Origin of the sequence: Brachyspira hampsonii (genome assembly GCF_001746205.1) — a bacterium.
Classification (GTDB): Bacteria; Spirochaetota; Brachyspiria; order Brachyspirales; family Brachyspiraceae; genus Brachyspira; species Brachyspira hampsonii_B.
In genome coordinates this window covers 316284-331284 of record NZ_MDCO01000001.1, presented here as the reverse complement: position 1 = coordinate 331284, position 15001 = coordinate 316284, and the positions used below count along the sequence as shown (strand labels likewise).

Annotated in this window: 13 protein-coding genes; 12 read left to right on the top strand and 1 reads right to left on the bottom strand. The window is 28.6% G+C overall.

The window, feature by feature from the left end; all coding sequences use genetic code 11:
• The first annotated feature begins 151 nt into the window (after positions 1-151).
• The 7 genes from BFL38_RS01540 to uvrC all read left to right on the top strand — a co-directional run bounded on the left by BFL38_RS01540 (position 152) and on the right by uvrC (position 9619).
• A complete protein-coding gene (locus BFL38_RS01540) occupies positions 152-2206 on the top strand; it encodes a tetratricopeptide repeat protein (RefSeq protein WP_069725407.1) in 2055 nt (684 codons plus the stop codon).
• Between the two features lie 52 nt (positions 2207-2258).
• Entirely contained in the window at positions 2259-2576 is a 318-nt protein-coding gene (locus BFL38_RS01535; protein ID WP_069725406.1) for a hypothetical protein, read from the top strand.
• Between the two features lie 39 nt (positions 2577-2615).
• Positions 2616-3422 (top strand): DUF4037 domain-containing protein, encoded by an 807-nt coding sequence (locus tag BFL38_RS01530; RefSeq protein WP_069725405.1) that lies wholly within the window; start codon positions 2616-2618, stop codon positions 3420-3422.
• A gap of 109 nt (positions 3423-3531) precedes the next feature.
• Positions 3532-4551, top strand: a complete 1020-nt coding sequence (gene pheS, locus BFL38_RS01525) for a phenylalanine--tRNA ligase subunit alpha (RefSeq protein WP_069725404.1) — start codon at positions 3532-3534, stop codon at positions 4549-4551.
• A 114-nt stretch (positions 4552-4665) separates the two neighbouring features.
• The gene (pheT, locus tag BFL38_RS01520; protein WP_069725403.1) at positions 4666-7089 is read left to right on the top strand and encodes a phenylalanine--tRNA ligase subunit beta; all 2424 of its coding nucleotides are present in this window, start codon (positions 4666-4668) and stop codon (positions 7087-7089) included.
• Positions 7090-7115: 26 nt separating this feature from the next.
• The gene (locus BFL38_RS01515) at positions 7116-7514 is read left to right on the top strand and encodes a phosphoribosyltransferase (protein ID WP_069725402.1); all 399 of its coding nucleotides are present in this window, start codon (positions 7116-7118) and stop codon (positions 7512-7514) included.
• A gap of 263 nt (positions 7515-7777) precedes the next feature.
• Positions 7778-9619 (top strand): excinuclease ABC subunit UvrC, encoded by a 1842-nt coding sequence (gene uvrC / locus BFL38_RS01510; protein WP_069725401.1) that lies wholly within the window; start codon positions 7778-7780, stop codon positions 9617-9619.
• Positions 9620-9642: 23 nt separating this feature from the next.
• Here the strand turns inward: uvrC and BFL38_RS01505 are convergent, their stop codons facing one another.
• Positions 9643-10761 (bottom strand): radical SAM/SPASM domain-containing protein, encoded by a 1119-nt coding sequence (locus tag BFL38_RS01505; RefSeq protein WP_069725400.1) that lies wholly within the window; start codon positions 10759-10761, stop codon positions 9643-9645.
• A gap of 104 nt (positions 10762-10865) precedes the next feature.
• On the opposite strand from BFL38_RS01505, the gene BFL38_RS01500 reads away from it, so the two are divergent.
• From BFL38_RS01500 to BFL38_RS01480, 5 genes are read left to right on the top strand one after another with little or no spacing between them, the layout of a single operon-like run.
• Positions 10866-11903 (top strand): ABC transporter substrate-binding protein, encoded by a 1038-nt coding sequence (locus tag BFL38_RS01500; RefSeq protein ID WP_069725399.1) that lies wholly within the window; start codon positions 10866-10868, stop codon positions 11901-11903.
• Between the two features lie 20 nt (positions 11904-11923).
• A complete protein-coding gene (locus tag BFL38_RS01495) occupies positions 11924-12697 on the top strand; it encodes an ABC transporter permease (protein ID WP_069725398.1) in 774 nt (257 codons plus the stop codon).
• On the top strand, positions 12691-13482 hold the full coding sequence (locus BFL38_RS01490) for an ABC transporter permease (protein ID WP_069725397.1): 792 nt from the start codon (positions 12691-12693) through the stop codon (positions 13480-13482). Before BFL38_RS01495 ends, BFL38_RS01490 begins: the two co-directional genes overlap by 7 nt.
• Positions 13464-14234, top strand: coding sequence for an ABC transporter ATP-binding protein (locus tag BFL38_RS01485; RefSeq protein ID WP_069725396.1), 771 nt, complete (start codon positions 13464-13466; stop codon positions 14232-14234). Before BFL38_RS01490 ends, BFL38_RS01485 begins: the two co-directional genes overlap by 19 nt.
• Positions 14235-14256: 22 nt before the next feature.
• On the top strand, positions 14257-15000 hold the full coding sequence (locus BFL38_RS01480; protein WP_014488308.1) for an ABC transporter ATP-binding protein: 744 nt from the start codon (positions 14257-14259) through the stop codon (positions 14998-15000).
• The last annotated feature ends 1 nt before the right edge of the window (position 15001 follow it).

Sequence of the window (15001 nt, the reverse complement as noted above, 5' to 3'; positions counted from 1 at the left end):
AAATTAAAATATTTTTCTTAGTAATATTACTTTATATAGTAATATTAACATGCATAAAAAATTTGTCAATAGTATTTTTATATAATTAAAGAATTTTATATAATTAAAAAATAGTTTATAATAAATAATAGTAATTATTGGAGAACTTTTTATGCTGAAAGATAGAATAGAAAATATGTTTATTCAGGCTAGATTTTATTTTAATTTGGAAAAATATTCTTCAGCACTTAGAATATATTTAAAGATTATAAGTTATTTTGAAAATAATAATGAGGAGCTTGATAAAAATTATATAGACAGATATTTTGCAAGAAGCTGTTATAAAACTGCATTAACATTATATTATTTAAATAGATATGAAGAGGCTATAGATTATTACAGCAAGGCTATAGAGATTAATCCTATTTATGAAAAGGCTTTTATCAATAAAGGTATAATACTTGCAAAGTTAATGGCATTCGATGAGGCTTTATATGCATTTAATATGGCATTAGAAATAAATGATAAATCTGAGATATCATATTTTAATATAGGAGTTATATATTCAAGACTAGAGCGATACGAGGATGCATTATTTTATTTTAATAGGGCTTTAGAACTTGGATATGATTATGCTTATTTGAATGTTGCTATAGTATTAGAAAAGATCGGCAAAATAGAAGAGGCTTTTGCTGTATATGATAAAGCTGTAAGTATAAATAAGTCTTTGGAGGTGATTTATTTAAATAAGGCTAGTCTTTTTATCAATATAAAGAAATATAAAGAGGCTATAGAATGTTTGGATAAGTCTTTATCGATTTTAGATGAAAATAATTCAAAAGGCGATACTATTATAAAAAATAAGGATTATATAGAATATATAGAAATAGGCATGATAGAAAATGATACTATATACGATAGAATATATTTTTTGAAATCTGAAGCTCTTATAGGTTTAGAGCAGTATGATTATGCTTTAAGTCTTATATTGAATATTAAAGATTCTAAAAGTCTTAATATATTCGGTATTATATCAAGGTTTATAGAGTATATAGGCATAGAAAAAATTATTAATATAATATTAAAAGAAGATAGTTTTTGGACAGAAGAAAAAGAAGAATATTTTAATTTTATAGTAAGAGATATAGATATTAATAGCAGGATAAAATTAAAAAAGCTATGGATATTGCAATATGTATTTTTATATTTGGTATCAGTAAAAGATGATGATAAAATTAATGAGATATCCCATTATACAAGTATTGAAGTATTTGACGATATGGCTTTTGATAAGAGATACGATAAATCAGACAGCTCGAAATATAATACATACTTGAAAAAAAATAAACTTAGAATGACAAGCATAAAAAATGCAAATGATCCTAAAGAAGGAAAGATATTGATGCAGCTTCTTAGGAATAATAAATTAAATTCCAAATACGGAAATATTAATAATTTTATTGCATTACAAACATCATTCAGCAGATGCAAAGACTCTCTTACTATGTACAGACTATATGGAAAATCTGATAATAAAGAGGGTACAGGCTGCTGCTTAGTATTTGATAAGTCATTTTTTGATACTTCATTTAATAATTTAAATAGCAGCATAGTATTTTCATTTTCTTATGATAAAAATAATTATTCTAATATAGAATTTTATAATGAACAGACTTTGCCTTTATATTTTGTTTTATATTACAATTCTAAAAATAATGAAATAATATTCAATCCCTGCGAATCGGATTATGATAATATTATCATTGATTTAAATAAAGAGTATAATGTTTGGAGCTATGATAAAAAAGTTTATGAAAAATTAAAAAACAATATAGGATATGTATTTTATTCTATGTTTAAGGTGATAAAAGATTTTAATTCAGAAGAATCAGCATTATCGTATCAGCTTCTTATGAATATGCAGTATTTGATAAAAGATGCTTCATTTATAGAAGAGCAGGAGATGCGTATAATACAGCTTGTAGAATATGGAAGTAATCCTTTGCATATAGATGATAAAATGAAACGCTCTTATAAAAATTATCTTTATATATTTGATAATAAATCATTGAAAGAGGTAATACTAGCACCCAAAGTGGAAGATGCTGACTTTCTAGTTGAAAAGTTTAATGACAGACTTGCAAAAGCTACGAGTATATATAATTCAAAAAATATGAAAAATAAATACAAGATAAATGTTTATATATCTAATTCTCCTATATCTTGACAAATATATATTAACAATTATAATTATACAAAAAAATATGGAGTATTATGTTATGAAAAGTATTATATTTTCTTTAGTTATTATTTTATCATTATTTAGTTTTTCATGTGAGAAAGATAAAAGTGCAGTGGATAAAGCAGCAGATTCCATAAATAAAAAAATAGATAATGCTTCAAAAAAATTACAGGATGGTGTGGAAAAAGCAGGCGATACAGCAGAAAAAGGATTTGATAATTTTTCAAAAGCTGTAGAAAATATTGACCCTTCCAAAGCTATAGAAGATGCTTCTAAATCTTTAGAATCAGAATTGAAAAAGGCTGCTGAAGAATTAGATAGAGTAAAAGAAGGCATATCAAATTCAATAAAGTGATTATTTTTAAATTAAAAAATATAATATTCGGAAGTTTTTATGTATTTAAATGATATATTAAATGATTATATAAAAATAATTACTGAAAATAATAATAATATTGATTCTATAGTTTTATCAGGATCAAGGAGCAGTTTGATAAATGATGATATGTCAGATTATGATATTTATGTATATTCCAAAGGTTTATTAAACAGCAGCGAAGATATAGAGCTGAGAAGAAAGTTTGCTGAGAAACATGCTTCTTATTATGAAATAGGCAATGATTATTTTGAGCATGGCGATGAGATGATATTAAAAGACATCGGTATATGTTTAGATTTTATGTATAGAGATTTATCTTGGGCTGAAGGAGAGCTTGAATATGTATGGAGAGGCTGCAATGCAAAGATAGGGTATACTACTGCTTTTTTATACAATATAAAACATTCTAATATACTTTATGATAAAGGCGGAAAATTTAAGAAGTTTCAAGATGAATTAAGTGAAGAATATCCTAAGAAATTAAAAAATAACATAATAGAAAAAAATTTTAATGTTATGTACGGCAAGAAAATAGCATCTTTTTATGATCAGTTAGAAAAAGCAGTAAAAAGAAATGATATTGTTAGTATTAATCATAGGATTACGGCTATATTATCATCATATTTTGATATTTTATTTGCATTAAATGAAGAGCTGCATGTAGGTGAAAAGAAGCTTTTAGATTATGTATTTAAACTATGCCGTAAAATTCCAAATAATTTTGATAAAGATATAAAGAATATTTTATTCTGTAATAAAAATGATGAAAATGTTTTAGAAAGAATTAAAATTCTTATTGAAAATATTGAAAAAATTTTTTAAATTATTATAAATAGAATTCATTAATATATTATATCATTTTTTTATTGTATTGAAAATAATTTTATGGTATAATATAATAGTATTCAATTTTATGTTATAGGAAAAATCAATGGATAATCTCGAGGAGCTTCATAGCTTTTTAAAAAACAGTATAGAAAATGCTAATACTCAGGCTGAAATAGATGATATAAGAATTCATTATTTAGGCAGAAAAGGAAAGATAACAGAGCTTTTAAAAAGTTTATCCTCTATAGATAATATTGAGGAGAAGAAAGAGTTTGGAAAAAAGATTAATGAGATAAAGAGTTATTGTGAGAATTCTTTATTAGAGAAGAAGAATTTAATATCAGAACGTGAATTTTTATCTTCTTTAGAGAAAAATAAAATAGATATAACTATGCCTGGAAGAAGACCAAAATCTGTAGGAGTTAATCTTCTTACTAAAGTGGAAGAGGAAATAGTTTCGATTTTAACAGAAATAGGTTTTAGAGTTGTAGAAGGTAATGAAATAGAAGATGATTTTCATAATTTTGAGGCATTAAATATACCTTATTATCACCCTTCAAGAGATAGTCATGACTCTTTCTTTATATCTAAAGATCATGTACTTAGAACCCATACATCAGGCATGCAGATAAGAACCATGATGGAGACGCCTCCTCCTATAGCAGTTGTTTCACCGGGTAAATGTGCCAGAAGAGATGCTATAGATTCAAAACATTCACCTGTATTTCATCAAGTTGAAGGGATTATGGTTGATAATGGAATAAGTTTTAATGATTTAAAGGGGATATTAGAGCTATTCTGTAAAAAAATGTTCGGTGATAAAACACAGATAAGATTAAGACCGGATTATTTCCCATTTGTAGAGCCGGGGGCAGATTTGAGTGCTACTTGTGTAATATGCGGAGGAAGCGGATGTAAAACTTGCGGAGGAGAAGGCTGGCTTGAACTTATGGGTGCTGGTATGATTCATCCTAATGTATTTAAACATGTTGGATATGATACAAATAAATATACAGGTTTTGCATTCGGAATGGGTATAGAAAGAGTAGCTATGATTAAATATGGAATAACTGATATAAGAATGTTTTATGAGAATGATATAGATTTCTTAAAACAATGGTAAGATAGTAATAATATTTAATTAAATAAGTATAGAGGCTGAGATACATAACAACAAGATAATAACAACAATAATAAAAAAATAATTTTTTAATAGAATTAAGTTGAGGATATGATAATGAGAGTTCCATTAAGTTGGCTAAAAGAATTTGTTAATTTAGACGGATTTAGTGTAGAGGAAATTGCTGAAAAAATAACTTTAGCAGGAAGTGAGATTTCATCTATAGAAACTACAGGAGGTGATATACCAGGTGTTATTATTGGTAAAATAACATCTGTACATAAACATCCTGATGCGGATAAATTAAGTGTATGTAAAGTTGATGTTGGTGATGGAGATACACTCTCAATAGTATGCGGTGCTCCTAATGTAAAAGAGGGTATATATGTTCCTGTGGCTATGATAGGTGCTAAACTTCCAAACGGATTAACCATAAAAAAGGCTTCTATAAGAGGTTTTGAAAGTAATGGTATGCTATGTTCCAGAACAGAATTGGGTTATGAAGAATTAGAAGGCGTATATGGTATATGGATATTAGACGAAGACATTGAAAAAGTTAATGCTGATAAAGACAGTATATTAGGAAATTCTCTTTCTACTATAGTAGGAAGCACAGATCATATATTTAATGTTGAAATCACAGCAAACAGAGGAGATTTGGTAAGTATTATAGGTTTTGCCAGAGAATGTTCTTTGGTTTTAGAAAGAAGAGTGAGTATTCCATCTGTTAATACTTATGATGCTGCAGGCGGAAATATAGACATAACAATAGAAAACACTGACAGCTGCTATAAGTATGTTGGAAGACTTATAAAAGATATAACTGTAGGACCTTCTCCTGATTGGATGCAGAAAAGATTAATAATGTGCGGTATAAATCCTGTTAATAATATAGTTGATGTTACAAATTATGTTATGCTTGAATACGGACAGCCTTTGCATGCTTATGATTTTGACAAGATAAAAGACGGTAAAATTATAGTTAGAAATGCAAGAAACGGAGAAAAAATTACTTTGCTTGACGGCAGAGAAATAGAACTTACAGATGAAGTTTTGGTAGTAGCTGACAGTGAAAAACCTATGGGGCTTGCCGGAGTTATGGGAGGCGATTTCACTAAAATTGAAAATGATACTAAAAATATTTTAATAGAAAGTGCATATTTTGATCATATAGCGGTGAAAAAATCTACAATAGCAACTAAGACTAAAACAGATGCTTCATACAGATTTGAAAGAGATATAGATCATACTCTTACACTTGCCGCTTTGAATAGAGTTGTTGATTTGATAGTTACTTTAGATAATTCATGCAAAATAGCTTCAAGATCTAAAGAGGTAAATGTTAAGCAGTTTGATGCGAATATAATAGTGTTTGACTGCGGACTTGTAAAAAGATATTTAGGTCTTAATATGAGTAAGATGGAAATATCTTCTATATTTAAAAGATACGGATTTAAAGCTGTAGCTTTAGGTGAAAATAATCTTAAAGTAGAGATCCCTTATTACAGACATGATCTATCAATAGCTGAGGATTTGATAGAGGAAATAGCAAGGGTATATGGTTACAATAATATATCTACAAATGTGCCTCATATAAAATGTAATCCTATAAATACAGATTATGCTGAAGTGAGCTTTGTTAAGCATAGAATGGCTTCTTATGGTCTTTATGAAACTAAGCAGTATTCTATGGGAGACAGCAATGTATTTAAGGCTATGGGAATAGAGGAAGAAAAATTGATAAAAGTGGTAAATCCATTAACTAATGAAATGGATGTTTTAAGACCTACAACTTTAGCTTCTCTTCTTAATAGTGCAGCTTATAATCATAATCATAGACATAAAAATGGGGCTTTATTTGAAGTAGGAAATATATTCTATAAAGAAAATGAAAACTTTATAGAAGAAAAGCATTTATCTGCTGTTATGTTCGGGCTTTATCAGGAAAAATTATGGAATAAAGAAGCCAGAGCTTATGATTTCTTTGATATGAGCGGAGTTATAGAAGAGCTTTTAATAAGAGATTTAAAATGCACTGATTATAATTTAGTACCTAAAGAGCATAAATGGTTTATACCTACTATGTCTGGTGAGATTGTTATATTCGGAGAGAAAATAGGTATTATTGGAAGGCTTCACCCTAAACTTCTTAAACTTTTTGATATAAGCGGTGAAGTATATTTCTTGGATATTGATATAAGAAAAACTTTGAAGTTGGTTAAAGAGAGAGTTAAAAAACAGAAATTAAAAGATATAGGAAAATATCCGGCAGTATTTAGAGATTTAGCTTTGGTTTGCAGTAATGATATAGAGTTCAGCAAGGTTATTAAATCTATAACTAAGTTTAATAATATTATACAGAATGTAAGTGTAGTTGATAGATATGTAGGCGAACAGGTTGAAGAAGGAAAACAGTCCATAGCAATATCTATAACATATTATGATCCTAATAAAACTTTAAGAGAAGAAGATATTAATAGTGTGGAAAAATCTTTGCTTGAAATGCTTAAAACTAGATTTGATATTAATTTAAGATCTTAATTTGTGAATATTAAAGAAGGTTTATAATGGAATATGATATAATCACTTGGGAAAATATAGATGAAGCTATAGAAGTATTAGCAAAACAAATAGAAGATTCAAAGATTCATTATGAAGTTATTTATGGATTAGCAAGAGGCGGATTAGTACCTGCAGTTATGCTTTCTCATAGACTTAAAATTCCGATGGTTTTAAATATGGAAGAAGTTTGGAGATTAAAAGTAAAAAATAAGTCTGCTTTAATTGTAGATGATATATCAGATACAGGAGAAACTCTAAAATATTTTGATGATCAGAAATTTGATATTGCGACTTTATTTGTTAGAGAGCATACAAGTAAAATAAAGCCTAGATACAGTTATAAGAATATTAATCATGATAATTGGCTTTTATTCCCTTGGGAGACTAAAGCATCTAGTAAATAATTATATATATATGTTTCACTTTTACAAACATTTTCTTATTTTTTATAGCAGTATGTTTGTTTTTTGGTATTTAAATTAACTTACTTTAAAAGCTTTATAATATACTTATTTCTAATTAAAAAATATTAAATTAAAAAACTAAACATATTAACAAATCAGGTTTTGAAATAAGTCTAATCTTGAAAATTATACAAATCAATATATAGTATACTTTTTTGACAAAGTTTATTATTTTATGTATAATTAGTAAAAAGTTAAGAATTATGAATCAGGAAGTTAAAAGTTATATACATGAAAAATTAAAAATTATTCCAGATAAGTCCGGAGTATATTTTATGAAGGATTCCAAATCTGAAATAATTTATATAGGTAAGGCAAAATCTCTAAAGAAAAGAGTTTCGTCATATTTTAACAATTCAAATAAAGATGCAAAAACAACAGCATTAGTAGAGCATATAAGGGATATTGAATATATACTGACGAAAAATGAAGTTGAGGCTTTGATATTAGAAGCTGAAATGATAAGAAAGCATAAGCCTCATTATAATATACTTCTTAAAGATCAGAAATCATTTCCTTTTATAGCAATTACAAATGAGCATTTTCCAAGAGTTATAAAGGCTAGAAATGTAATAGATAAAGATAATGCAAAAAAATATAAAAAATATTACGGACCTTATGTTGCTGCTGAAAAGGCAGACAATATAGTAAAGTTTATAATTGATAATTTCAAATTAAGAAGATGCAAATATGATTTTCCTCTTAAAAGACCTATAAGACCTTGTCTTTATTATCATATAGGAAAATGTACTGCTCCTTGTGCCGATTTGATAAATGAAGAAGATTATGATAAAACTATAGAAGATGCTGTAATGGTTCTTGAGGGAAATGTTGATGAATTAGTTGCTAGATTAAAACAGGAGATGTTTGTTCATGCTGAGAAGTTAGAGTTTGAGGCGGCTAAAGATTTAAGAGATAAAATTGACTTGCTTAAATATATAACAGTAGAGCAGAGCATATATATTCCTGAAAGCGATGATATTGATATAATAGGAGCTTACGGAGAGAAAGGAAATTATATAATAGTTATTTTATCAGTTAAGGGAGGTAAACTAGCAGACAGAAAAACTTTCAGTATGCACTCTCCGAATGATGACGAATATTATGCAGAAAAAGGTGTATCAAAATATTCTGAAATACTTTCTGCTTTTTTTACGCAGTATTATACTCATGCCAATTTAATTCCTGCTTCAATATCAACGGATTTTAATATTGCAGATATTGATATAATAAAAGATTATTTAAAGCAGGTTTCTGGAAGAGATGTTGATATAAAACTCGATAAAAGCAGAAAAGGTTTAATAAGCATAGCAAATGAGAATGCTAAACATTTATTTAAAGAAAAGGCATTGATAAGAGAAATACCTTTAGGAATAACAAGGCTTCAGGAAATATTTAAACTTAAAAAAGCACCTTCTGTAATAGAGTCTTTCGATATAGCACATATTCAGGGAAGCTATACTATGGCTGGTATGGTAAGATTTGTTAATGGGGTATCAGATAATAAAAATTACAGAATATTCAATATGAAAACAGTTACAGGCATAGATGACTTTGCTTCTATCAAAGAGGCGGTTTACAGAAGATATAAAAGACTTAGAGATGAAAATCTTACTTTCCCAGACTTAATACTTATAGATGGAGGAAAGGGACAGCTTAATTCAGCAATAGAGGCATTGAAAGAACTTGATATAAAAGGACAGCCTATAATGGCATTAGCTAAAAAGTTTGAGGAGATATATTTGCCTAATAGAAATGAACCTGTACAATTAAGCGATAATGAACCTGCCAGACTTTTTTTACAGAAGGTTAGAGATGAGACTCACAGATGGGTTAATAGCAGTCATGGTAAGAAAAGAAGCAGAGAAATGGTAAAAAGCGAACTTGAAAGTATAGAGGGTATAGGTAAAAAAACTATAGAGAAATTGTATTCTCATTTTATAAATATAGATAATATAAAAAATGCATCTTTTGAAAGCATTAGAAATATACCGGGAATAAGCTATAAAGCAGCGAATAATATATACGAACATTTTCATAAATAAGTTATTTATTATTATAAACTCATTTATCTTGATATCATCTTCCATATTATCATCATATCATTTATAGCATAATCAAGAAAATCTTGAAATCCGCAGAACTTTCCGCCTTCATCTATGTACATATTACTTTCCATTCTTTTGCATCCACAGTTACATACTCTTAAGTATTTACAAGAGCGGCATAATGAATGGCTTTCATTATTTATTCTGTTTGTTTTTTCATTTATAAAGTCTTTTGCTTTGCTGCTTGAATAAATATCAGCCAAATCTTCCTCTGCTATATTTCCTATTTTATAATCATCTAAACAATAAAAATCGCATGGAAAAACATCTCCACTGCTTTCTATTATTATTTGATTTGTGCATTTTCCGTTTATACCGCAAGTTATAGGAGGATAGCCTCCAAAAAATAATGGAATGATGTTATCAAAGAACTGTATACTATAATAATTATTATTAAAAAAATCTTCTTTCCATAATGAAAATATTTCTTTATAGAAGTATGAAAACTCTTTTGGTTTTATAGAATATTCATTATTGCATGAATTTATTTCAGATAGGCATGGTATGAACTGAGTATATTTTATATTTAGCTTTTTTATTTTTTTGTATACATCTTTAGGGTATTTTGATAATTCAGATGTAAGAACTGTAAGTATATTGTATTCCACATTAAATGCATCAAATAATTTTTTAGTTTCTAATACTTTGTTATATGTATCATTATTATTTTTATCTATTCTATAATTATCATGTATGTTTTTTATCATATCAAAAGAAAGTCCGACTAAAAAATTATTCTTTTTGAATAACTCGCACCATTTATCATCTATCAATAATCCGTTAGTTTGTATGCTGTAATTTATATTGATATTTTTTTTATTGCTTTTATTAGCATAATCTATAAATGACTTAAAATATTCGAGTCCTGCTACAGTTGGTTCCCCGCCCTGAAATGAAAACAATGCATTTTTATCAGCATTTTGAAGAACTTTATCTATTATAGCTTTCACAACATTTTCAGTCATAATTCCATTATTTTCTATTTTTCTGTTTTTAGCTTCGTCTATATAGAAACAATATTTACAATTTATGTTGCATAAAGATGATGAAGGCTTAATTAATACTGATACATTATTCATTATCTTATAATAATATGAAATGGTATAAATTTCAATATATAGTTGCATTTTAGGTATTTTTTTACTATACTGATTTAGTAATATAAATGTACGAGGAGTAGCATATGAGGAAATATATTCTTGCTTTGTTATTGTTGGTTTCTATTTTAATATCATGCGGCACAAAATCTTCTTCTTCAAAGAAGATACGCGTCGGTACAATGGTAAATACTGTTGCGTTACCTATAGCTTATGCTTTAGAGAAAGGCATGTATTCTAATGAAGGTATTGAAATAGAAATTCTTACTTTTGCAAGCGGAGCACCAATAAATGAAGCTTTTGCTGCTGGAGAAATAGATATAGCCGCTAGCGGTTTAGCTTCTGTATTTGCATTAGCACAAGGTAATGCAAAATGGATAGGAGAAGTTAATACTACAGGCGGTATGGGAATATTTGTAAGACAAGATAGCCCTATAGCAAAAGAAGTTGGAAAAGTTGCTGGATATTCAAATATTTTAGGAAGTGCTGAAACAGTAAGAGGATTGCAGATACTTGGTCCTTTGGGTACTACAGCACAATTTAATGCTATAGGTTATGCTAAGAAATTTGGTCTTGGCGGAAATGATATAAAAATGATACATATGGATAATGGTCCTGCATATCAAGCATTTATAGCAGGTGAAGGCGATGCTATAGCTGCTAGCCCTCCTCATTCTTTCCAAGCTAGAGAAGAAGGTTATGTTCTAGCTGCTACTTTTGAAGATGCTACTGATGTTGTGTCTATGGATGGAATATATGTAGGTACTAAATTTTTAGAAGAAAGAAGAGATGATGTTGTTAAATTTATAAGAGCAACTTATAAAGCTTCTGAAATACTTTCTGACTATCAAACAAGATACGATTTTGAAAAAGATTGGTTTGAAAGAAATGGAAGAGTTTATGATGACAAAACTTTAGATAATGATATCAATTATAAAGTTTATGTTACTCCTGCTATGATGCAAGAAGAAACTTATATATTTGGCGATGGTATGACAGGAACTGCCGAATTCTTCTATGAAGATAATAAAATATCTGAAGACACATTACCAAATGTTCAAAAATCTTATGATGTATCTGTTATAAAAGATGCTTTGGGAATAGATGTAAAAGTTGATCAGTAAATAAAAATGAGAGGGTGTATATGAAAAATGCAAAATATGGTTTAATATCAGCATTATCAATATTTTTATTATTATTTATATGGTACTTGGTTACTGATGTAATGAAAATATTTACACCATCTTTACTCCCTAGTCCTATAACAGTTATAAAAACTTTTATAGTAAAATTGTATGACAAATCACCCGATGGAGCTACTATGATAGAACATATGGCTTCTAGTTTGCAGATAACTTTAATAGGTTATTTTTTAGGTTTAATCATAGGAATTCCATTGGGTATATTAATGGCTTGGTATAAGCCTGTAGACATGTTTGTAAGACCTCTTTTTGATTTGCTTCGTCCAATTCCCGGAATAGCTTGGATACCTCTTATGATAATATTCTTCGGTATAGGAATAATGTCTAAGGCTATGGTAATATTTTTATCGTCGTTTATAGCATGCGTAGTTAATTCTTATAGCGGAATTAGGCAAACTAAAGATGTTCATATATGGGTAGGAAAGACATCGGGTGCTTCTAATTGGCAATTATTATATATGATAGCTATACCTACTTCTGTTCCTATGATTTTAACAGGTGTTAGATCTGCTTTAGGAGCTTCTTGGACTGCTTTGGTAGCTGCAGAATTATTAGCTTCTACTAAAGGACTTGGTTTTATGATTCAGCAGTCAAGAGGTATGTATAGAACTGATATTATTATAGCAGGAATGATAGCTATAGGTATTATAGGTTCTGTATTAACATATTTAATAGGTTTGATTGAAAAGATAATACTAAGGGGAGCAAAATGGTGAAGAAAGGTAGTAAATTCAAAGATATGTATCTATCATTTTTTACTGCGGTAATATCTATTGTAGTTTTTATAATTATATGGCAGTTAGCCGTTTCCTTCAGCGAGCTTGGAAAATTAATGCCTGGTCCTTTTACTGTAATATATGAGTTTTTTTATACATTAGTTAAGCCTATAGGTAAATATTCTATTATAGGACATGTAGCATGGAGTTTGTCTAGAGTTCTAATAGCTTATGTCGCTGCTGCAATATTAGGTATTACTTTAGGAGTTTTAATGGGTTGGAATAGATATATTTGTGCAATATTTGATCCTATATATCAATTAATAAGACCTATACCGCCTATAGCTTGGATACCAATAGCTATATTATGGTTTGGACTTGGAGAGCTTTCTAAATATTTCTTAATATTTTTAGCTGCTTTCAATACAATTACTTTGAATGCATATTATGGTGCCAAGAGTGTTGATAGGACATTAATAGGTGCTTCAAAAATGCTTGGTGCTAATGAAATACAAACTTTGTTTACTGTAGTATTACCTTCATCTGTACCTGTTATATTTGCAGGTTTGCAGGTTGCAGTTTCTGTTAGCTGGGCTACTGTTGTTGGTGCTGAGATGGTGAGATCTTCTGAAGGTGCAGGATGGGTTATAATTAATGGACAGGAAACTAATAATACTACACAGATATTAGTTGGTATAATGGCGATAGGTATTGTTGGATATATTTTGGCTATCATTATGAGAAAGGTAGAGGATAAATTATGCTCATGGAACAAGAATTCGTAAAATACATGATAGAACTGAAAGATATTTCTAAGACTTTTGTAACTAAAAATACAAATTTTGAAGTAATAAAATCTTTAAATTTAAAAGTTAAAGAGAATGAATTTTTAGCTTTTTTTGGTCCAGGTCAATGCGGAAAAACTACAATTGTTAACATAATTGCAGGACTTGAAAAACCAACTTCAGGAGAGGTTATAGTTAATAATAAACCTGTTAAAGGACCCGGAATAGATAGGGGTGTTGTATATCAAACTATATCTTTATTCCCCTGGTATACAGTTATGGGTAATGTAGAGTATGGACCTAGAATTAGAGGTATTGATAAAAAAACAAGAAGAGAAAAAGCTCAGTATTATATAGATTTGGTTGGGCTTAAAGGTTTTGAAAATTCTTATCCTATTCAAATTTCAGGCGGTATGAAACAGAGAGTTGGTATTGCTAGGGCTTATTGTAATGAACCTGCTGTTATGCTTATGGATGAGCCTTTTGGGGCTTTGGATGCACAGACTAGGTATCTTATGCAAGAAGAATTAATTAGAATATGGGAAAAAGAAAAGAGGACAATAGTATTCGTTACAAATAATGTAGAAGAGGCTATATACCTTGCAGATAGAATTATTGTTTTAGATGAATGTCCTACTTCTATAGATAAAGAGTACATTATTGATTTGCCTAGACCTAGAAGCTATGTAGATAGTAAGTTTCTAAGTTTAAGGAAAGAATTATCTGCATTGGTATCTGATAGAATAGTTTAATTATTATTAAGAGTTGTTTTTTATGGAAAAAGAAATAAAAGTAAAAGTTAATAATTTAGTTAAAAAATTTGGAGATTTGTTAGTTTTAGATAATATTTCATTCAATGTTAACAAGGGTGATTTATTATGTGTTGTAGGGCCTACAGGATGCGGGAAGACTACTTTCTTGAATAGCTTAACTAAACTTTATGATATAACATCTGGTGAGATACTTATTGATGATGAACCTGTAAATTTGAAAAAACACAATATAGCATATATTTTTCAAGAAAACTCTACTATGCCTTGGAGAAATGTGGAAGAAAATGTTGCTTTTAGTCTTGATGTGAAAAAAATTCCAAAAGAAGAAAAGAAAAGAAGGGTAGATGAATTTATAGAAATAGTAGGGCTTAGTAAGTTTAGAAAATATTATCCTTATGAGCTGTCAGCTAGCATGCTTCAAAGAGTTGTTATAGCAAGAGCTTTTGCTATGTATCCAGAGCTTTTACTTATGGATGAGCCTTATGCTCAGTTGGATATCGAATTAAGATATAAACTTGAAGATGAATTAGTAAAACTTTGGCAGAGAACTAAAACTACAGTTATTTTCATTACACATAATATAGAAGAAGCTGTTTATTTGGGTGAAAATATTATGGTTCTTACTAATAAACCTACAAAAGTGAAAACAATAGTAGAAAATAATATGCCTAGACCTAGAGACATTGCTGATAAAGAATTTGTAAGACTTAGAAATTATGTAACTGACTTGATTAAATGGTGGTAGT

Coding starts and splice junctions, on each gene's coding strand:
- BFL38_RS01540 (WP_069725407.1), top strand. CDS start 152: ATGCTGAAAGATAGAATAGAAAATATGTTTATTCAGGCTAGATTTTAT.
- BFL38_RS01535 (WP_069725406.1), top strand. CDS start 2,259: ATGAAAAGTATTATATTTTCTTTAGTTATTATTTTATCATTATTTAGT.
- BFL38_RS01530 (WP_069725405.1), top strand. CDS start 2,616: ATGTATTTAAATGATATATTAAATGATTATATAAAAATAATTACTGAA.
- pheS (WP_069725404.1), top strand. CDS start 3,532: ATGGATAATCTCGAGGAGCTTCATAGCTTTTTAAAAAACAGTATAGAA.
- pheT (WP_069725403.1), top strand. CDS start 4,666: ATGAGAGTTCCATTAAGTTGGCTAAAAGAATTTGTTAATTTAGACGGA.
- BFL38_RS01515 (WP_069725402.1), top strand. CDS start 7,116: ATGGAATATGATATAATCACTTGGGAAAATATAGATGAAGCTATAGAA.
- uvrC (WP_069725401.1), top strand. CDS start 7,778: ATGAATCAGGAAGTTAAAAGTTATATACATGAAAAATTAAAAATTATT.
- BFL38_RS01505 (WP_069725400.1), bottom strand. CDS start 10,761: ATGAATAATGTATCAGTATTAATTAAGCCTTCATCATCTTTATGCAAC.
- BFL38_RS01500 (WP_069725399.1), top strand. CDS start 10,866: ATGAGGAAATATATTCTTGCTTTGTTATTGTTGGTTTCTATTTTAATA.
- BFL38_RS01495 (WP_069725398.1), top strand. CDS start 11,924: ATGAAAAATGCAAAATATGGTTTAATATCAGCATTATCAATATTTTTA.
- BFL38_RS01490 (WP_069725397.1), top strand. CDS start 12,691: ATGGTGAAGAAAGGTAGTAAATTCAAAGATATGTATCTATCATTTTTT.
- BFL38_RS01485 (WP_069725396.1), top strand. CDS start 13,464: ATGGAACAAGAATTCGTAAAATACATGATAGAACTGAAAGATATTTCT.
- BFL38_RS01480 (WP_014488308.1), top strand. CDS start 14,257: ATGGAAAAAGAAATAAAAGTAAAAGTTAATAATTTAGTTAAAAAATTT.